Raw genomic sequence first — 18,671 nt, forward strand, 5'->3', positions numbered from 1 at the left:
TCTTTTTAGCATTAATCATTCCATTTATACGTATAAAATACTTCTTTTTCAAACCAATGCATAACTTCCGGGTTTTTATTTAAGAATTTCTCTTCCATTGCTTTTAACATTCCCTCTGTTTGGGAACGATGTGCTCTTAATGCATTAAGTTTAATATCTGCTACATCTGTTACATTAATTTCAACATCAGGATAGCCAATAACTTCAAATCTATTCTTCGTAATCGCCATGCAATATGTAACAGGCCGATCTTCTATTGGTTTACGCCTTAATGCGCGAATAACACCTTCGCCACATGCATCATGATCAGGATGTACACCATGTCCCGGATAGAAAGTAACAATTAGGGTTGGTTGAACTTCATCGATAATCTTTTCAAAAAGATCTGCTAACTGTTCATCATCTTCAAATTCGAGCGTCTTATCCCGAAGTCCGAGCATTCGTAAATCTTGAATATCCATTGCCTTACATGCATCAATTAATTCTTTTTCACGAATTTGAGGCAGTAATTCCCGATTCGCGAAAAGGGGGCTCCCCATATTCCTTCCCATCTCACCTAATGTCCCGCATGCATAGGTAACAGGTATACCTGCTTTACGTTTTTGCGCAATCAAACCAGCAACTCCAAAGGCTTCGTCATCGGGGTGTGGTAATATAACTAAAACATGTTCCTTCATGTTATACTCTCCTCTAGAAATCATTTTTAAGGCTGCTTAACCTTAATTGTGAAATGGCTTTTCACTTATTTGTAGAGCAATCGCTAATTGCCCTTCTGAATTATGACCTGCAGTTAATAATTGACCTTCTTCAGTAAAGGTCCAATCTGTTAACCCTTCTGCGTAAATCCAACCATCTTCTAATTTCAGACCAATACGATATGGGCCATTTCCTGTTATTTTAGCTTGATGATAGGTTACCTTTGTATTGCGGATAAAAGCCACAACGGTCATATTTTTTTCATCTTTATGCGCAGAATAGGAACCTGTTGTTGTTTCTAAATGAATATATACTTGTTTATCTAAAAAATGATCTAGATATGCTTGAACGTCTTGTTTTGTAATACTTTTCATAGTGAACCCCCTCTAATCGTTTCATTTTCCAGCTCTTCTAAAATATGTAGATGGTATTCAATAAGTTGTATTTTTTGATTATCATCTAATGAAGAGGTAACTATTCTTTTCACAGATAAAGAAAACTTTTGGTGCGGTGTTTTGCGTAATCTTGGATGAGTCATTTCATCATTTAATTCCTTTTCAACCGCATTTTTTAATGTAAGAGCGGGATTTTCATCCATCGGTAACGCCCGGTTTGACCAAAGTGATTTATAAGCTTCTAATAGTTCAATTCTTGTCATGGTCTCCACTCCTACATTTCAATTGAATTTGGCTTTTTGAATTTTAATTCAACCTTTTTAAAATATCTTGAATTAGAAAGTGTAAAAAGCAATAAGGCAGTCCATATACAAGAGAAGGTAATCAACTCAGTTGTAGTAAATGGTTCCTTATATAGTACAACACCTATAATTAATGTAATAGTTGGCGCAATATATTGCAAAACACCGACCATAAACAAAGGTATTAGTTGAGCACCGCTTGCAAATAGAAGTAATGGGACAGCTGTAGCAATACCTGCTCCGATTAATAATAAATTTGTTGCTAAGTCAAATTGCAGAAAAACCATTTCTCCTTTTGAAGCGATTACTCCTAGATAGATTATAGCAATTGGTGTCACAACCATTGTTTCAAATGTTAACCCTATTCCAGAGCTTAATTTCGTCATCTTTTTTGTCAGACCATATAATCCGAAACTCATGGCAAGTGTTAAAGCGATATATGGAATTTGTCCATAATTCAATGTCATATATAAGACACCAATACCTGCAATGATAAAAGATAACTTCTGCCAAAGATTCAATTTTTCCTTAAAACATATCATCCCTAATAATACGCTTATAAGTGGATTTATATAATATCCTAAGCTCGTTTCAATCAAGTGCTCATGATTTACAGACCAAATATACACAAACCAGTTTATACTAATTAAAACAGAAGATAAAATAAGAAGTAAAACTAAACCGGGTTGTTTCGTCATTCTCTTGCAAGCATCAATTACATTTGGCCATTCCTTAGAATAGGTCAATAGGGCGAGCATAAACAGAAATGACCAAAAAACTCTATGTGCCAAAATTTCTTCTGAAGTTACATCATGTATTAACTTCCAATAAAGAGGAAGTATCCCCCATAACAAATAAGAAAAGGCAGTATAAAATAAGCCCTTCTTATATGAATTTTCATCAGTATTCATATTACGACCTCACAATTCATGTCAACACAAAGCTGTTATTTTCATTTTTCAAATTCCATTATATACATCTTAGATCAAGTCCGACAACAGATATGCACTATAACCCATTTCGGATCGTCGCATATGATATAAAAAATATTGATACGAAATAGGAAGTGATCATATGTTCCCATGGGATAAACAATTTCCCTTTGGTCAATCAGGTTTTACAAAACAATTAAATAAAATGAACCCAAAGGAAGTGGAAAACTACATTCAACAAGTAATGAAGAATGTATTCGGTGGAGACTATTCACATGGCGATTTCCCTTCTCAAGGAGAGTATTCTCAAAAAGAATCTCCAAATATACGAAAACCTGAAATATTTGAAACCAGCGACTATGTTTATGTAAACATTCCTTTAACCGATACGGATAGAGAAGCAATTAAGCTGCAACATACCACACATCAATTATTCATCATTAACTTTCCTAAGGAATCTGAACAAACAAAATATATGCTTCCATCACCTGTAAAAAGAAAAGGCACTAAGGCAAGATTTTTAGATGACCGAATTGAAATCCAGTTTATTAAGCTAAGTGAAAATAGTTTATCTGAGATTGATATAACCTAAGATATAATTTATAAGCCACCATCTTTGCAAATACAGCCTAAAGAAAAGAATGAATACTTTTATCGAAAGAAAGAAAACTACCTGCACTCATTTGCAGGTAGTTTTTTACATTAATAATAAGGATAACCACCATATGGATAGCCATAACCATAGCCATAATAAGGATATGGAGGATATGGATAAAATGGTCTTGGTCTTAAAATCGCACTTCCAACTAAGCCACCCAAAAGACCGCCAACAAACGGTGCACCGAAAAAAAATCTGCCCCCCGGGTAAGGTCTATTGAAATCATTTCTCATCATATACGGACCCATCTTTTTAACCTCCTCTTGAAATACCTACACTAATAAGTATTCATAAAGGTGATCATTTGAGTGGGCTTACACCTATATAATAGGTAAATGACATAACTTTTCTCTTCTACACCTACTCTTCATAGATCATTTTTTTTGTCATACCACCATCAACTATTAAATTCGTTCCTGTTACAAATTCATTATCCTCACTTGTTAAATACATACAGGCTTTGGCAATATCTGATGGTTTTCCAACTCTGTTAGAAAAGTGTTGTAAGTGATCAATTTCTCTTAAAGAGTTGTAATCACCTGTTTCAATCCATCCTGGAGAAATGGCATTTACTTGTATATGATCTTGACTAAATGAAGCTGCAAGTGCATGTGTTAATGCAACAATACCACCTTTTGTTGAAGCATATGCCTCTGAATTTTCCTCCGACATAAATGCTCTTGTTGAGGCAATATTGATTATTTTTCCACCATTTTCATTTGCCTTCATTATTTTTGCAGCTTCTCTTGAAGCAAACATAACACTTCTTAAGTTCGTGTTCACTACTTTATCCCATTCATCAACTGTAATTTCATATGGAGATTTCCACTTTGATATTCCTGCATTGTTAATCAGGATATCTAAAGTGCTGTAGCGATCAATTGCAGATGTAATTAATTGTTCGATTTCTTTTACTTCAGAAACATCTGTTTTAACAAAATAAACATCATATTGTTTGTCTAAGCACAGTTTTTCCAGTTCTTTACCAGCCTGTTCATTAACATCAGCAATAACAACTTTGTAATGCTTCTTTGCATATTGAAGGACTAATTCTTTGCCAATCCCATTTGCACCACCAGTTATAATAACTGTCCTACTCATTTTTCTCCTCCATTCTTTTCTTCTACAGAGCAAAATGAATTTGCCCATATGCCAATTTCTTTTACAACACCTTCCAGACTTTTCCCTTTAACAGTTAGCTGATAAATCACTTTGACTGGTATCTCATCTATCACTAATCGTTCCACAAGACCTTCATTTTCCAATTCTTTAAGCCGTTCAGATAACATCTTTTGACTAATACTAGGAATAATCTCTGTCAAGTCTTTAAACCTTTTTGGTCCATCCAGTAACACATGAATAATAATGCCGGTCCAGCGTTTACCTAATAATCTAAATGCAGTTTCTAATTTTGGGCAAAGGTTTATTTTCACACAGATCTCCCCTTATTCCTTATCTCTTGACTCATATCTACACTTCCATTATTATATGTAGATATGATAACACTTACTAAAAGTTAGTATATTACTTTTAGTATAAAACATACATGAACCAAATTCAACTAGGGAGGATTTATCATGAATACAATGATTGCTGAAGATATGATGACAGTTATAAATAGTCGTACTTCTGTACGCCATTACGATAAAACTGTAAAAATTACAAAGGAAGAATTAAGTGAAATCTTAACAAATACTACTAATGCACCATCCGCTTGGAATTTACAACATTGGCATTTCACTGTTTTTCATAGTGAAGAGGCCAAACAAAAATTATTACCTGTTGCTTATAATCAGAGTCAAATTGTTGAATCATCGGCGGTTGTTGCTATCTTAGGTGATTTAGAAGCAAATGAAAATACTGACCTTGTGTATGATCCGCTTGTACAAGCAGGTCATTTAAAAGCAGAGATTAAAGAAACTCTTGCTGGCCAAATTAGTCGTGCTTATACTGACAATGTTTTTGCTCGAGATGCTGCGTTTACAAATGCTTCTTTAGCTGCGATGCAACTGATGATAATCGCAAAGGCGAAAGGGTATGACACTTGTGCAATTGGTGGTTTTAATAAAGAACAATTTACCAAAGAGTTTTCAATATCTGAAAGATATGTTCCGATTATGTTAATTTCTATTGGAAAAGCCGTAAAGCCTGCACACAAAAGTAATCGATTAGAATTAGACCAAGTTTCCACATGGCTTTAAATCTCCAATAAAAAACAGCTTATGCATTTGCATAAGCTGCTTTTTTTACATTTTTTCCTTTAAAACGGATATTGCTTTTTCTACTTGTGTATCATTGTTTTGAATTTTTTTCTGTAATAATTCCATTATCTTTATCGTAGTATCTTTTGTTATGACACCATTGACCTCAAGGTTATGATCTTTTTGAAATTGCTTTACGATGTTTTCAGTTGCTTTATCAAAATATCCTTTTTCACTTACTTCATTATAACCAAGTGCCTCTAGCATTTTTTGAGCTGCGTTTACTTCAGTATTAGAAACACCGACTTTTAATTCATTTTCAGGATTTATATAAGGTAAATTTGCATAATCAGGAAGCTTCGCCTCCACAGTAGGCTCAATTCCCTTTTCATGTATCCAAGTACCATCAGGTGTTAACCATTTAGCTGTTGTATATTTGACAGATGAATTATCATCAAAAGCATTTGCTGTTTGAACTGTACCTTTACCAAAGGTTTTTTCCCCAACTAACGGGATTCCTGCAGACTGATTTAAAGCTGCCGCCATAATTTCTCCTGCACTTGCAGTTCCTCCATCAATTAAAACAGTTATTGGAAGGTCAACATCTTGATCATTTTCCGCTTTAAAAATTTCCTTTGCCCCAGATCGATCTTCTACTTGCATAATTGCTTTTCCTTTTGAAACAAATAAATCAGACATGAGCAGGGCTTGGTCCATTAATCCTCCAGGATTTTGTCTTAAATCTAGAATTAAGCCCTTTACATTTTTATTTTCCAATTCTTCTAAAGCACTAGCAAGCTCTTTTCCTGTAGTCTCAGAAAATTTTGTGATCTGTATTTTCCCTATGTTGTCTTCAATTACTTCTGAATAAACAGTTTCTAAAGGGATCGTATCTCTTGTGATGGTAAATGAAAGTTCTCCTACACCTGCACGTTGGATCTGTAGTTCAACTTTTGTCCCTTTTTCACCACGTATCTTCATAACGGCTTCATTAACTGACAAGCCTTCAACAGATTTGTCATCTACTTTAAGAATGATATCTTTTGGTTTTAACCCTACCCCCTCAGCAGGAGATCCTTTAATTGGGGATACAATCATAATATTTCCATTACTCTCTTGTATTTCAGCACCAATTCCTTCAAAAGATGACGATATATTTTCGTTGAAACTTTTCGCTTCTTCAACGTCCATATAAACAGAGTATGGATCTTCCAAGGATTCAACCATACCTTTAATAGCACCTTCAACAAGCTTATCTGTATCTACTTCTTTATAGTAGTTTGACTGAAGAATTCCATAGGTTGATTTTAGTTTTCCAAAAGGATCGTTCTCTTGGGCACTTAGCATACTTTCACCCGGCTTGACAACATTGTATGTAATTCCTGCTGTAATTACCGCTGTTACAAGTACTGAAATTAGTAATTTGCTATTTTTCACGACTACTTTGCACCACCTTTATGTATGTACTTATTATGTCTAAGCCACATGAAAACGTCAATTAATTTGTGTAGTTTAATTATTTCCCAACTGAATTAGAAACGTTTTTTTCATCATTTCATATATTAGAGGATAGTTCACGACAAAATTAGAACCTTTTCTTCGACAAAAACCACGATACTTTTTTATTAATTTATTGTAAAGTTTATTACAACAATGTAAATGTCAGGAGGCTTTCATATGCATTTATCAGATTACATTGGCAAAACTGAGTATGATATGATTCACTTTTCATTATCATTAATAAAAGAAATTGATTCTAAAATTAAACAAAATATCTTCTTTTACCAAAATCAGGTTTCAACTTATATTAATGACCAAGTCGAACACTATATTCATACCTTACATGTTAAAAGCTCGCTTCAATTCATTTACAAAGCTGAAATTCATAATATGATTAATCCTAAGCTAAAAATACTTTTTGAAAAACATCGATTATTACAATGTCTCTAATCACCCTCCATTCTGTTTCTTCATAAAATGAAGGATTAGAATGGAGGGAATAAATTGAATTATTTACAAATGCTATCTCTACTCGGTGTAGGCGGAGCACATCCTGGTGGAATTTCGATAACAAAAGAAATCTTTGAACAAGAACAATTTCCAATTAGTCATACAATCCTTGATGTGGGATGTGGAACTGGACAAACCTGCTATTTTCTAGATCAATTAGGCTTTAATGTTATCGGCCTGGATCATAGTCCTCTAATGATACAACATGCATTAAATAGGAACAAAGAATGTCAATGTGATATTTTATATCTTCAAGAAGATATAACTTCAACGTCATTAAAAGATCATTCAGTAGATGTTATCTTATCTGAGTCTGTTCTTAATTTTACAAATCCGGAACAAACATTACCAGAAATAAAACGAATCTTAAAGCCAAATGGTATCATCATTGCGATTGAAATGACCCGTATAGGACCCCTATCGAATACGGGGTATTCTGAAATCACTGAATTCTATGGGAATCCTTCCATTTTATCTATTGATGAATGGAAGAAAGTCTTTATGAAATGTGGGCTATCGATTTATAAAATCCAATCTGAAGAAGACTTTTCCTCTTATAAGACTGATGAACCGACTACAGAATTTCACATAACAGATTCAATTCCTCCATCTGTATTCAACGTAATGTCAAGGCATGAGGAATTAACACTACAATATAGAGATAAATTATCTTATCGAGTATTTTTTGCACGGCGATCCGTCTAATTCAAGGAAATATAGTTATGAGTACAATCCCTCCTTGGCCATCAACATAAAATATGGAGACTAAAAGCTAAGGAGGGAAAAAGCATGTCACAACACTATTATGATCTTTGCTGTCGCTATAATGGAAAAGTGGTGAGAATCACTGATCGTTCCGGCCGCACACATGTAGGCCGAATTTGTCGTGTTACATCAAATAAGGTGTTTATTGAGCCTCGAATTCAACGAGGTGGATTCGGTTATTATCGACCTTATGGATATGGATGGGGCTATGGACCGGCTTATGGGATTGGATTAGGATTTATTACTGGAATTGTTTTAGGCGGTTTGCTTTTTTGGTAAGCTTCCAGATAAAAATAAGGGGAAGTTATTGGACTTCCCCTTATCGTATTTCTTTATCATTTAATAAAGGTATAACACCTTTATAAATCTCTACTATATCCTCAAGTTTCATCCTAACTAACCCGCTGGAAGAAGGAGCAACAAAATCTGTTACACCTTCAATTACACTCATACGTTGCTTACCCCACCCTGCTTTTTTATGTTGACTATATTGAAGATAAACACCTTTTCCAACAAAAAAAGCAACCTTTGGTTTGTAATAAGCTATTTTTTGCTTTAGGATTTCCCTACCTTCACGATATTCTTCTTGTGTAATTTCATCTGCAGCACGCGTTGGCCTTGACACTATATTTGTAAACCCAAATCCTTTTTGGAGTAAATCACCATCTTCTTCAGGACGATAAATACGTTCTGTAAGATCAGCTAAGAAAAGTATTTTCCAAAAACGGTTATGTTTATTGGCATAATTATGTCCAACTTCTCCGGAAACCAAACTTGGATTAAAGCCGATGAACATGATGTCCAGATTCTTTTGTAGTTTGTCCAAATTTTCACTCATGCTTTATCACCGTTAGATCTTTTTCACTTTCAAAAAGTACTCTTCTAAAGTTAAATCCTTTTCATACATGATAGCTGCTTTTTCTTTTCCTACATAACGTAGATGCCACGGTTCATATTGATAGCCTGTTATTGATTCTTTATTATCGGGATATCGAATGATAAATCCGGCACGATGAGCATTTTCTTTCACCCATTTTCCTTCTTTTGTCTCACCGAATTCTTCGGTAATCTCCAAATTTACACTTCGACTTGAAATATCCATAGCTAAACCTGACTGATGCTCACTTTGTCCTGGAAGAGCAACAGCCTGTAATGCATATTCTTCACCCTTATCTTGTTTTTCTACGTTAAAAATTCCTTCTTGTCTGGAATATGATCTATAACCAGATACTGCAAATAATTCAATTCCATCTTTATCAGCTAATTGAAAAAGCTCTTCAAGAGCATCTGCTGCTACTTTTCTAATATATTTTTTTGGAACATCCTGATCTCCGAAAGAAAACTCAACATTAGGTACAACCAAATCATTAGGTTCATAATCTGAAGGAAGGACGAAGTCTTTATTTACCATAACGAGTAAATTTGTCGGATTTTCAATGATATTGTTACCATTAACTTGTTTTACTTGATTAAAATATTCAGATTCCAATAAAAAATCTTCATCAATTTCTTCTTTAGGTTCATTTATTTCATCATTTTTTTCAATTTGTTCTGTTTGAGTATAGTTTTGCCCTTGCTGACCACTTAGAAAAGGCATAGATTTTGAAAAATCTGTACAACCTGAAAGAGCGACCGGTATTAATAAAATAACGCTCCATTTGTAATAAAACATAGTACCACCCTATTCTTGTTCGATAACAAAGCTATTTTAACACTAAATACAAGCTAAAGAAATGATATTTAAGTAACTACCTTCATCTTTACCTTTATACCTAGTGAATAAAACGTATTTGCAAGGTTTTCTTTTCGACAAAAACTGTGATGTTTTAAAAAAAGCATAGAAAAAAAGTATGCAATCGCATACTTTCTAATATCGAGGTGAGATTATCCTTTTTTAATAGCTGCTTCTAACGCCACGACAATCATATCATTAAACGTTGTTTGACGTTCTTCAGAAGTTGTTTCTTCTCCCGTTAAAATGTGATCACTTACAGTTAATACAGATAATGCTTTACGATTGAATTTAGCGGCCAATGTATAAAGTGCTGCTGATTCCATTTCTATTGCTAAAATCCCATATTGGGCCCACTTCTCATGTTCAGCATTATCATTATAAAACATATCTGCAGTAAAAATATTTCCTACTTTTAAATTCAAACCCTTTTCCTGTCCGGCATCATAAGCTTTTTTTAGTAGATCAAAGTTCGCAGTTGGAGCATAGTCCACTCCTCCAAATGTAAGACGATTCATTTGGGAATCGGTCGATGCACTCATTGCCAAAATAACATCTCGTACTTTTACATCTCTTTGAATAGCTCCACAAGTACCTACACGAATTAATTGTTGTACTCCGTAACTATTCATAAGTTCATTTATGTAAATAGATATAGAAGGAACTCCCATTCCCGTTCCTTGGACAGAAATTCTTTCACCTTTATATGTGCCTGTAAAACCAAGCATTCCTCGAACTTCATTATAGCATGATACATCTTCTAAAAATGTTTCGGCAATATATTTTGCACGTAATGGATCTCCTGGTAATAGTACTGTTTCCGCTATTTCATTTTCTTTTGCACCAATATGTACACTCATTTTTTTATCCTCCTTGAGATAATGTTAAAACCCCATTGCCAATTTACTATATCATATCTAGATAAGACAATTAAATTTTTTCATTATTACCATTTTCAAATCTCAAGAAAAAAAGCTATACATTTTTTGTCAGCTATAGCTTTTGGGCAATAGGAAAAGATATAAGCGTAATCTCTTTAGGAGGGAAACAAATGAAGAAAAAATTAGAGCAAGCCATTCAACATGCGAATGAAACAAATCCTGGTTCCAGAAATGGAACACAACCACATGAATCTAAAAAGCCTAGAAAACAGAAAACACATGCAACTAACAAAACAAATGAAATATAAGGAGATGAAATGATGGGGAAAAAACATCGCAATCGAAACACTCCAAAGAAAAATAATCATATTTCACCTGATATATTAGAAGCAGAAGAAACAGCTCATGCAAAAGAACATTCCTCTGGAAAAAGAAAAAATGGACCTGGAAACAATGTATAAATGACATAAGGAACGTGACAATAAAAAGTATTCGCTATCACAAATAAGCTGTATGATTGTTTGTGATAGCATTCGTCATTTTGCTTATCTAACATGCATGCGGTTAATTTTTTTCCAATCCTGTGGAAAAAGCTTATAATAATGCTGCCCCTTTTTTCCCTCATCAATTAGCACAATGTCACCGGTACTTAAATATCTTGCATGGTAATCATTTGGCATTCTATCTGCAACATTGAAGGTTTGAAAAACTTTATGTAATGCATCATTGTGATTATTTCCTTCTATCACAAATCGATATACATCTTGATATCCTTTCTTATCTCCAAACTTCGGCGTTTGAAAAATGGTTACATCGTATGATGTGATTCGTTTTTTTAACAGTAAAGAATACAAGGTCTCTCTCTCCTTCACTTAAGTAGTATTAATACTATAATTAGCTACTCACCTGAAAGATTCCTTTAGATAAAAACCTCTTTTTTTGTCGAAAATATTCTTAATTGTAATAAACAGCATCAGCCAAATGAATCCTGCACTCCAACCAGCTAGTACATCTGTTAAATAATGTACGCCTAAATAAATCCTACTTACACCAATTAACATAACAAGACAAATCGTAAGGGTTAAAGTCATCACTTTTTGATTATTACTTCTGACAAAATAAGATAAAATTAAGTAACATAAGAAACCATATATTGCTGCAGAGTTCATGGAATGTCCGCTCGGGAAACTATAATGTGTAGCCTGATAGACGGCATCGTATGAGGGGCGTTCTCGCAAAAACAATTCTTTAAGAAAATAATTCATTTGTCTCACACTAAAGAATAAGAGAAATAACAATCCAACATCAAGCCATTTCCGTTTGTATAGAAGAAAGATGGCTATCCCAATACAGATTGGCAAGGCATACTTAATTGATCCAATATCAGATATGAACAAAAAAAGCTCTGTCGCAATAGGTAACCTGATCTGCTCGAAAAACAAGGTTACATTATTGTCAATTGCAGAAAAATACTCCACAGAATAAACAATTGAGCAAAAGCCAAATAAAAGCAAAGCAATCACCACCATTATTTTCATTCTATTTCCTCCATTCTTGTTATGTAGTATTACTTTCGATCATCCCACAAAATGAGCTTAATGGAAAGTTATATAAATTGCTTTCTCCTATTTCATACAGAAAAAGGCCAAATCTCCTACCAAAAATATATAGCCTTATCTTTAATCATCATCAAAGGACTATATATTTTTAATCATGAAGACCTGACCTTTTTTCTTTGTTCATACTTATTTATATCTTTTTATGCTTCGATTGTTCTTTATGCCCTGGGGCTGGTTTTGACTTGTAGGCATACTCACTTCCCATTTCAGTGTCTTTTTTGTTAGCCATTACAGCCTTTTGTTCAGGACTATTGTGATGTTTTTTTGACATCTTTTTTTCACCTCTTTTCAGTAGTTTTCCATCTGAATTTTTATACTATTGACCATCTGCTCCATTAGGTGTAACACGTCGAATGTGCTGATCTTCAAAATTATTTTCTCTTGCTGCTTTTGCTTTATCATCCACTAGTTTTTTTTGATCTACTTCTGAAGAAGGTGTGTTCTTTTTCTTTGACATATAAGAACCTCCATTAAGAATTTTTATATCAATAATTAGTTTAACTAAAAAAACTAATTACATTCCTTTCACAATTGTTTTTCAGACATAAAAAAAGCAGACCCTTGTTAGTTAGGTCTGCTTTTTAGAAATTATTCACTTAGATCTACGTTATGATAAACCTGTCTAACATCTTCTAAGTCTTCAAGAGCATCAATCATTTTTTCAAATTGCACTTTTGATTCTTCTGGTAAAGTAACATCGCTTTGTGCAAGCATTGTAAGCTCAGCCACTGTAAATTCTGTTATCCCTACTGTTTTAAATGCCTCTTGAACAGAATGGAATTGATCTGGTTCAGCATAAACAATAACAGAATCTTCTTCTTCAAGAATATCCCGTACATCAACATCTGCTTCCATTAAAATTTCAAGCACTTCATCAGATGATTTTCCTTCAACCCCGATTACTGCTGTTGCATCAAACATATAGGCGACAGAACCGCTCACACCCATATTACCACCATTCTTACCAAATGCCGCTCGAACATCTGAAGCTGTACGATTCACATTATTAGTTAGAGCATCGACAATGACCATTGAACCATTTGGTCCAAAGCCTTCATAGCGAAGCTCATCATAATTTTCTTCTGTACCACCTTTGGCTTTTTCAATCGCACGATCTATAATGGTTTTTGGAACATTATACGTCTTAGCTCGCTCAAGAACTACTTTTAAGGCTTGGTTTGCTTCTGGATCAGGTTCACCTTGTCTGGCAACCACATAAATTTCGCGGCCAAATTTTGCGTATATACGACTTGTGTTAGCATCTTTAGAAGCTTTCTTTTCTTTAATATTATTCCATTTACGTCCCATAATGAACACTCACTTTCAAAGATTAAATCTACCATCTACTGTAAGACTCCAACGTTTTAATTAACGAAACGTTCGTCTATTTTTTACTCACTTATTCTATTATACCTAAATTGCTAAGTTTGTTAAGTGTAACAATTCCTGCTTGAATTTATTCAGAAGTCTCTGAATCTTTCTCATAAACGAGCCAATCTGACTCTGTTATTTGGTTTGAATAAAGAATAATTTTTTCCTTTACTCTTTCATGTTCTTTTCCATTAAGCAAAGTTGGTTGATAATTATTGTGGGAAGTGACGGAAGAAATTGAAAAAGGAATCACGTTAATCTCTTTCTTTTCACTCAATATCCCATTTTCAATATAAAATGTTTGTTGGAAAACAAATGTATCTTTATCTGATGGATTTTTATTACCTCCGAACATAAAATTCCCTAAGCTATAGACAATAAATTTCCCTTTATATTCTTCAATCCCCTGAATAACATGGGGATGGTGCCCAAGAATTAAATCTGCTCCAGAATCAATACTGAATTTTGCTAATGAGGTTTGTGTTTCATTTGGCACATACTGTTTTTCATCTCCCCAATGAAAGTGAATTAATATAATTTGAGCACCTTGTTCTCTTAATTCTTCAATATCATCCATAATTTGAGCTCGAATAACTGAAGTGTCTTGCCAACCCTCATATCCTAAAGCCCCAATCCTTACACCTTTTATTTTTGTTATGTAGGAATCTTCATAGCCAAAGTATCCAATTTCCTCATTCTCTAATGCTGTCTTTGTATCTTTATAGCCCTGCTCTAAATAATCAAATATATGATTATTTGCTAAGTTAACGGTTTCAATTCCACCCATTTTCAAGATCTCAGCGTATTTAGGATCTCCTTTAAATCTGAATGTTTTATCAGCTTTTTCATTTGAATTTGTCAATGTTGTTTCAAGATTTACGGTTGTGAAATCATCTTCTAAAAAAAGAGAATTCAAACCTTCTAAAAAATATGGCAAGCCGTTTTGAGTAGCTACATCGTCAAATGATCCTTGATAAGCATACGTTTCATCTCTTCCTAATGTAAAATCACCGGCAGCACTTATTGTTATCGTTGTATTTGTTTGTTTTATTGGTTGTTTTTCTATTTCTTTTTCTTGATCATTTTTAGCTTCTTTGGTTTCATGAGTTTTGATTGTTTCTATCTGTTTGTCTGACTTTATGTAATTGTATACTGATAGGACAATGATGACAAAACAAAACATTGTTAACAATCGTCTGTAAACTTTCTTTAACCTTCTTCGCTTTTTCCCTTTCTTTGACCTTGTTCTCGATAATGCCGTATGATTCTCCTTCATCCCTTTTCCCCTCACGAAATTAAAAGTATAAATAAAAATATTCTAATACATTTATAACGTAAGAATCTAGTTATTTGTTACTTAAATTAATTCTATTTACCTATTATTTTTATAAAAAAGAAGCAATTAAAGGACAAGAAGTCTTGTACGCTTTAATTGCTTCAATGTTTTTTAGCTATGTTTATATAAGATATCCTGTAAAATCTCTTTTATATTGCCTAATTCATTTTCATGGAGAGTAAATTTCACCATAGACTCATCCAAATCAAGTGCTTCAGAGAAGAGTCCTCCAATACCTCTAGCTTTTCGGTCAACTTCAAGGAATATCTCAATATTTGATTCATTAAGGGGAGAAAACATGATTTCTACTTCATCTAACTTTTTATTAAATTGACCGGTTGTTGGAACAAACTCAAATTCCTGCACAAATGGTAATCTTTTTCTTACCTTATAGGAAGCTGCTTCATTTTTAACTTTTCTTAATGAAAACCCAAGATCATTTAGTGCTTTGAGAGTTTTATCAACTAAGATATGTGGGTCGATAATGACAATATCCCGATCTGACGGATCTAAAGATCCCTTTATATCAGCTTCTGTTTGCAACCAAACTTTCGATGACCCCATCGTAATAGGAGTATCCAGTGGTAGCTCAAATGTAAATGGGATTGTTTTTGTCTCGCCAGGCATGATAACAAATGGCTCATTAAGCTTTATATTAGCAATAACTGCTTCTTTGTGAACAACTCTATCATTTTCTTCCTTTTCATAATTTGTATTAACTGTTAGATATAACTCATCAATTGATTGTTCAATATTCCCGCCTTTTACCTCAATGATTCCTTCTACCTTCTCTCCAACTCTAATAGTCGAACCTGATAGTTTTGCATCTACTTTAGCAGATCCAATCCCAACACTAGCTAACATTTTATTAAAAAAAGACATCGTTTTTCCTCCCTAATGAAGACATTTTTTCACATCATGTATAACTTGAGTAACTTCCTCGTAAGGCTCATCTAATTGCAGCATTTTTCGCAAAATCATTTTACATTGATTAGAAATCCTTAATTCATCCTCCCATGTTTTCTTTTTAGAAGATTCAGGTTCATATGATGAATAAAGCAGAAATAATAGAAAATGTCCTAATGCATAAAAATCACTTTTATAGGAGATTTCTCGAAATAATTTTTTGTCCAATCGTTTTAGTTTTTCTTCCTTTTCAACTCGATCAGTAGATTTCCTTGCTAAACCAAAATCAATAATATAATGGGTATTCTCATGTTTTAATATATTAGGAATTCTAAGATCCCGATGGATATATCCTTTTTCATGGATAATCTTCACAAGCATAAGGACATCGTAGAGTTCTTTTAATGACTCTTTTTCGGTATACCGAACACCATCATCAAAGATTAATTGTTCATATGTCTTACCTTTTTTATACTCCATAACAATAAATCTCTTTTGGTTCTTATCTTCAAAATTTTCATGGAATTGAGGAAAAGCTGGGTGTTTAAAATCACTTAATATGAAGGCCTCCCGATCAAACGCCATGCTTCCTGCATGATCAAGTCTTTTATATTTTCTTAATTGTTTTAGAACCTTTTGATTTTTTTGTTCATCTTCAACTAAATACGTAAATCCATAGCTTCCCTTTCCTAGTATTTCGGTGATCATATATTTATTTTCTACAACTGTTAGAGGATTCAGTGGTTTTTCTACTAGCTCGATCCACTTATTGATTAACACATTCATTAGCTGCTATAAGAACTAAAAAAACTACTTGACCCGTGTTTTTTCTTGTAATAATGATGCCCATATTTTGATGGATGATGTTGTTTATAGCTTCGTCGTTTAAAGTCACTTGAACTATATTTTCGATAAGAATGTGAAAGGTTATTTGAAATGACTGATTTTAGGATTTTTTTTAACATATCGAATCCCTCTCTTTAAGTTCGATTAATTATTTTTTATTTTATTCTCCTTTATATACGAGATGAACAAATAAAAGTTTCACATTTTTTATTTACATCCATACAAATAGTAGTGAACTAGGTTATCGCTTATATAAAGGGATGATATGCATGAAAGATGAAATGACCATTAAACTGGATCAGGTGTTAAAGACTGTACTTACAAATAAAACACCCATCATAATAACCAAAAAAGAAAAAGAATTCATATCAAAAATTAAATACAAAACAGAATTATTAAATAAAAATAATATAACCCGTACAAAAGCTTACCTTTCTTTTTATTTAGAATTCCCGGAAATTCATTGGGCATTTTTGGCTCATATGGTTTCACGCAATGGCGGATATAATATGACAGATTTAAAAAGCTCTTTACTATCACCCTTTTTAACTCCAAATCAACAAGTTACCCTTTTCCATTTCCTTGAACGTGCTAATTCATTAATCTTTCATGATGCCTATCCTCAACTGCTTCTATATAAAAAAAGCAAAGAAGAAAATACATCCTATTTTCATTTACTACCTGTTTTTTCTGTCTCTACATTTATGATTCCGATTTGGGAATATTTTTTACAAAACAAATTAGATCCTATTCTTCTGACATATGCACTAATTACAAATGAGCAACATTATGTTGAAAACCATCTCATGTCATTAAACGAGACAAAACAATCCATTCTTCACACTTTTATGTATTTGATACAAGAAACATTAGGGTTTACCCATGTTATTTTTCCTTATAAACGATATTTATTTTTAAGAAAATATTCATTATCAGGTATTGAAGTACACAACTTTCAATCTGTACAAACTCGAATCAATATTGGAAAAAAACTATATCAAATCCTGTTTTCGAAGCACTCATATTCTTCTACTTTTGATTTTGCCAAGAACCAAGTACATTCAGGTTCCCGTTCTGACTATTGGCCGCATGAATATACGACAAGGCAGAATAAATCAAAAATTTTCAGCCCAACACTTTGTCTTGTATGGGAAAATGTTAAACATCATTATCCTAAGAACAAGGATTGGTATACGAATTTCTCACAGATTCAATCTTGGAAAGATGAAGATAAAGTGGATTTCAAGGATATAACGAGAGATGTTAAGCGGGATCTAAAATTATTGAAGTCTTTAGGTAAAGTTCCAAACTTGATGAAATAATTTTAAGAAGTATTACCCAGGGCGAATGAAAAGAGGATGTCTCTTTATAAGGTCCTAACTCCCCTTTCTACATACAGCTTAGTACCATGTAGCATCATGCTATATATAGAAAAGTCAGTAAATTAAAGAACCTTATAAGACATCCTCTTTTTAATTTTTAGCATTAATCTTATTCGTCAAAATCTAAATCTTCATCGATAATACATTTGTTTAGAAGGTAATCAAATGTTATATCAGCAAGCTCTCCAAGTTCTTCCTCGCCTGGAACATACCCTCTTTTTGTGAGCTCATTGTAAAAGAACTCCGCAATTTCCTCAGTATCAATTATTACTTCAATTTCCTTCACAATATCGCCCCCCTACTATTTTTTATGTCCATCTTCATGGACATATGCAACTCAAGTGAAGATTTTTTTTATGGGTTAATAAAAAAGAAAATGGAATAAACATAGATTCTCTTCATATAAATAGTTTTAAATGGACAAGCACTCAAAGAGATGGAGGAAAATAAGATGATAAATGAAGTTACTAGCACAAAGATCAATCGTAAGGTAGAAGTTATTGAGAAACAAAGTTTCTTGGATTTTATTGATGGGGATGGATTTGACCGTTTATTAAGCTATACTCTAAAAGGGTTATTTTATGGTGTTATTTTTTTCTGTATTCCTTATTTCATCTTTATTATGATGTCTTTATGATA

At 33.2% G+C, this 18,671-nt stretch carries 30 protein-coding genes; 9 read left to right on the forward strand and 21 right to left on the reverse strand.

Annotated elements, in window-relative coordinates; translation table 11 throughout:
- Positions 1 to 11: 11 nt before the first annotated feature.
- The 4 genes from bshB2 to rarD are packed head-to-tail and all read right to left on the reverse strand — an operon-like array spanning position 12 to position 2,304.
- A complete protein-coding gene (bshB2, locus tag HWV59_RS16705) occupies positions 12 to 677 on the reverse strand; it encodes a bacillithiol biosynthesis deacetylase BshB2 (RefSeq protein ID WP_175639547.1) in 666 nt (221 codons plus the stop codon).
- Between the two features lie 42 nt (positions 678 to 719).
- On the reverse strand, positions 720 to 1,070 hold the full coding sequence (locus HWV59_RS16710; protein WP_175639548.1) for a YojF family protein: 351 nt from the start codon (positions 1,068 to 1,070) through the stop codon (positions 720 to 722).
- On the reverse strand, positions 1,067 to 1,354 hold the full coding sequence (locus HWV59_RS16715) for a hypothetical protein (RefSeq protein WP_175639549.1): 288 nt from the start codon (positions 1,352 to 1,354) through the stop codon (positions 1,067 to 1,069). The genes HWV59_RS16710 and HWV59_RS16715 overlap by 4 nt, the downstream gene beginning before the upstream one ends.
- An 11-nt stretch (positions 1,355 to 1,365) precedes the next feature.
- Positions 1,366 to 2,304 carry an EamA family transporter RarD gene (gene rarD / locus HWV59_RS16720; protein ID WP_175639550.1) on the reverse strand — a complete coding sequence of 313 codons (939 nt, stop codon included), beginning with the start codon at positions 2,302 to 2,304 and terminating at the stop codon, positions 1,366 to 1,368.
- Between the two features lie 163 nt (positions 2,305 to 2,467).
- On the opposite strand from rarD, the gene HWV59_RS16725 reads away from it, so the two are divergent.
- Positions 2,468 to 2,917: an Hsp20/alpha crystallin family protein gene (locus tag HWV59_RS16725; RefSeq protein WP_102229008.1), complete on the forward strand. Its 450-nt coding sequence runs from the start codon at positions 2,468 to 2,470 to the stop codon at positions 2,915 to 2,917.
- 110 nt (positions 2,918 to 3,027) lie between these two features.
- Here HWV59_RS16725 and HWV59_RS16730 read toward each other — a convergent pair whose 3' ends face one another.
- The 3 genes from HWV59_RS16730 to HWV59_RS16740 form a co-directional block, all read right to left on the reverse strand.
- Positions 3,028 to 3,231 (reverse strand): hypothetical protein, encoded by a 204-nt coding sequence (locus tag HWV59_RS16730; protein WP_407941584.1) that lies wholly within the window; start codon positions 3,229 to 3,231, stop codon positions 3,028 to 3,030.
- Positions 3,232 to 3,343: 112 nt separating this feature from the next.
- Positions 3,344 to 4,084, reverse strand: coding sequence for an SDR family oxidoreductase (locus HWV59_RS16735; protein WP_175639551.1), 741 nt, complete (start codon positions 4,082 to 4,084; stop codon positions 3,344 to 3,346).
- The gene (locus tag HWV59_RS16740; protein WP_102229010.1) at positions 4,081 to 4,416 is read right to left on the reverse strand and encodes a winged helix-turn-helix transcriptional regulator; all 336 of its coding nucleotides are present in this window, start codon (positions 4,414 to 4,416) and stop codon (positions 4,081 to 4,083) included. Before HWV59_RS16740 ends, HWV59_RS16735 begins: the two co-directional genes overlap by 4 nt.
- A gap of 144 nt (positions 4,417 to 4,560) precedes the next feature.
- Here HWV59_RS16740 and HWV59_RS16745 point away from each other — a divergent pair, with 144 nt between their 5' ends.
- The gene (locus HWV59_RS16745) at positions 4,561 to 5,184 is read left to right on the forward strand and encodes a nitroreductase family protein (RefSeq protein WP_175639552.1); all 624 of its coding nucleotides are present in this window, start codon (positions 4,561 to 4,563) and stop codon (positions 5,182 to 5,184) included.
- Positions 5,185 to 5,229: 45 nt separating this feature from the next.
- Here HWV59_RS16745 and HWV59_RS16750 read toward each other — a convergent pair whose 3' ends face one another.
- Entirely contained in the window at positions 5,230 to 6,621 is a 1,392-nt protein-coding gene (locus HWV59_RS16750) for a S41 family peptidase (RefSeq protein ID WP_235991764.1), read from the reverse strand.
- A gap of 240 nt (positions 6,622 to 6,861) precedes the next feature.
- Between HWV59_RS16750 and HWV59_RS16755 the strand changes: the two genes are divergently transcribed.
- The 3 genes from HWV59_RS16755 (at position 6,862) to HWV59_RS16765 (ending at position 8,238) form a co-directional block, all read left to right on the forward strand.
- Positions 6,862 to 7,134 carry a hypothetical protein gene (locus HWV59_RS16755; RefSeq protein WP_102229012.1) on the forward strand — a complete coding sequence of 91 codons (273 nt, stop codon included), beginning with the start codon at positions 6,862 to 6,864 and terminating at the stop codon, positions 7,132 to 7,134.
- Between the two features lie 54 nt (positions 7,135 to 7,188).
- Positions 7,189 to 7,899, forward strand: a complete 711-nt coding sequence (locus HWV59_RS16760; RefSeq protein ID WP_175639553.1) for a class I SAM-dependent methyltransferase — start codon at positions 7,189 to 7,191, stop codon at positions 7,897 to 7,899.
- A gap of 84 nt (positions 7,900 to 7,983) precedes the next feature.
- Complete coding sequence (locus HWV59_RS16765) at positions 7,984 to 8,238, forward strand: hypothetical protein (protein WP_102229014.1); 255 nt, start codon at positions 7,984 to 7,986, stop codon at positions 8,236 to 8,238.
- A gap of 40 nt (positions 8,239 to 8,278) precedes the next feature.
- Here the strand turns inward: HWV59_RS16765 and HWV59_RS16770 are convergent, their stop codons facing one another.
- The 3 genes from HWV59_RS16770 to deoD form a co-directional block, all read right to left on the reverse strand.
- Positions 8,279 to 8,797, reverse strand: a complete 519-nt coding sequence (locus HWV59_RS16770) for a mismatch-specific DNA-glycosylase (RefSeq protein WP_175639554.1) — start codon at positions 8,795 to 8,797, stop codon at positions 8,279 to 8,281.
- Between the two features lie 12 nt (positions 8,798 to 8,809).
- Positions 8,810 to 9,631: a M15 family metallopeptidase gene (locus HWV59_RS16775; protein ID WP_175639555.1), complete on the reverse strand. Its 822-nt coding sequence runs from the start codon at positions 9,629 to 9,631 to the stop codon at positions 8,810 to 8,812.
- Between the two features lie 212 nt (positions 9,632 to 9,843).
- A complete protein-coding gene (gene deoD / locus HWV59_RS16780) occupies positions 9,844 to 10,551 on the reverse strand; it encodes a purine-nucleoside phosphorylase (protein ID WP_175639556.1) in 708 nt (235 codons plus the stop codon).
- Positions 10,552 to 10,742: 191 nt separating this feature from the next.
- Between deoD and HWV59_RS16785 the strand changes: the two genes are divergently transcribed.
- Together HWV59_RS16785 and HWV59_RS16790 are read left to right on the forward strand one after the other, a co-directional pair.
- On the forward strand, positions 10,743 to 10,880 hold the full coding sequence (locus HWV59_RS16785; protein ID WP_175639557.1) for a hypothetical protein: 138 nt from the start codon (positions 10,743 to 10,745) through the stop codon (positions 10,878 to 10,880).
- Between the two features lie 12 nt (positions 10,881 to 10,892).
- Positions 10,893 to 11,033 carry a hypothetical protein gene (locus HWV59_RS16790; RefSeq protein WP_175639558.1) on the forward strand — a complete coding sequence of 47 codons (141 nt, stop codon included), beginning with the start codon at positions 10,893 to 10,895 and terminating at the stop codon, positions 11,031 to 11,033.
- A gap of 84 nt (positions 11,034 to 11,117) precedes the next feature.
- On the opposite strand, the gene HWV59_RS16795 is transcribed toward HWV59_RS16790, so the two are convergent.
- From HWV59_RS16795 to HWV59_RS16835, 9 genes are all read right to left on the reverse strand, one after another.
- Complete coding sequence (locus HWV59_RS16795; RefSeq protein WP_102229018.1) at positions 11,118 to 11,426, reverse strand: YodL domain-containing protein; 309 nt, start codon at positions 11,424 to 11,426, stop codon at positions 11,118 to 11,120.
- A 48-nt stretch (positions 11,427 to 11,474) separates the two neighbouring features.
- Entirely contained in the window at positions 11,475 to 12,110 is a 636-nt protein-coding gene (locus tag HWV59_RS16800; protein ID WP_102229019.1) for a phosphatase PAP2 family protein, read from the reverse strand.
- A 211-nt stretch (positions 12,111 to 12,321) separates the two neighbouring features.
- The gene (locus HWV59_RS16805) at positions 12,322 to 12,462 is read right to left on the reverse strand and encodes a hypothetical protein (RefSeq protein ID WP_175639559.1); all 141 of its coding nucleotides are present in this window, start codon (positions 12,460 to 12,462) and stop codon (positions 12,322 to 12,324) included.
- A gap of 45 nt (positions 12,463 to 12,507) precedes the next feature.
- Positions 12,508 to 12,648 (reverse strand): hypothetical protein, encoded by a 141-nt coding sequence (locus HWV59_RS16810; RefSeq protein WP_175639560.1) that lies wholly within the window; start codon positions 12,646 to 12,648, stop codon positions 12,508 to 12,510.
- Between the two features lie 131 nt (positions 12,649 to 12,779).
- A complete protein-coding gene (locus tag HWV59_RS16815; protein WP_102229020.1) occupies positions 12,780 to 13,499 on the reverse strand; it encodes a YebC/PmpR family DNA-binding transcriptional regulator in 720 nt (239 codons plus the stop codon).
- A gap of 148 nt (positions 13,500 to 13,647) precedes the next feature.
- Positions 13,648 to 14,838: a CapA family protein gene (locus tag HWV59_RS16820; protein WP_235991765.1), complete on the reverse strand. Its 1,191-nt coding sequence runs from the start codon at positions 14,836 to 14,838 to the stop codon at positions 13,648 to 13,650.
- Positions 14,839 to 15,009: 171 nt separating this feature from the next.
- Positions 15,010 to 15,780, reverse strand: a complete 771-nt coding sequence (locus tag HWV59_RS16825; protein ID WP_175639561.1) for a sporulation protein — start codon at positions 15,778 to 15,780, stop codon at positions 15,010 to 15,012.
- 12 nt (positions 15,781 to 15,792) lie between these two features.
- Entirely contained in the window at positions 15,793 to 16,584 is a 792-nt protein-coding gene (locus tag HWV59_RS16830; protein ID WP_235991766.1) for a serine/threonine protein kinase, read from the reverse strand.
- Positions 16,585 to 16,589: 5 nt separating this feature from the next.
- Positions 16,590 to 16,769 carry a hypothetical protein gene (locus HWV59_RS16835; protein WP_102229022.1) on the reverse strand — a complete coding sequence of 60 codons (180 nt, stop codon included), beginning with the start codon at positions 16,767 to 16,769 and terminating at the stop codon, positions 16,590 to 16,592.
- A 150-nt stretch (positions 16,770 to 16,919) separates the two neighbouring features.
- On the opposite strand from HWV59_RS16835, the gene HWV59_RS16840 reads away from it, so the two are divergent.
- A complete protein-coding gene (locus HWV59_RS16840; RefSeq protein WP_175639562.1) occupies positions 16,920 to 17,972 on the forward strand; it encodes a DUF2515 family protein in 1,053 nt (350 codons plus the stop codon).
- Positions 17,973 to 18,141: 169 nt separating this feature from the next.
- Here HWV59_RS16840 and HWV59_RS16845 read toward each other — a convergent pair whose 3' ends face one another.
- Positions 18,142 to 18,318: a YozD family protein gene (locus HWV59_RS16845; protein ID WP_102229024.1), complete on the reverse strand. Its 177-nt coding sequence runs from the start codon at positions 18,316 to 18,318 to the stop codon at positions 18,142 to 18,144.
- Positions 18,319 to 18,483: 165 nt separating this feature from the next.
- On the opposite strand from HWV59_RS16845, the gene HWV59_RS16850 reads away from it, so the two are divergent.
- The gene (locus HWV59_RS16850) at positions 18,484 to 18,669 is read left to right on the forward strand and encodes a hypothetical protein (RefSeq protein WP_102229025.1); all 186 of its coding nucleotides are present in this window, start codon (positions 18,484 to 18,486) and stop codon (positions 18,667 to 18,669) included.
- Positions 18,670 to 18,671 lie beyond the last annotated feature (2 nt).

Origin of the sequence: Metabacillus schmidteae (assembly GCF_903166545.1) — a bacterium.
Classification (GTDB): Bacteria; Bacillota; Bacilli; order Bacillales; family Bacillaceae; genus Metabacillus; species Metabacillus schmidteae.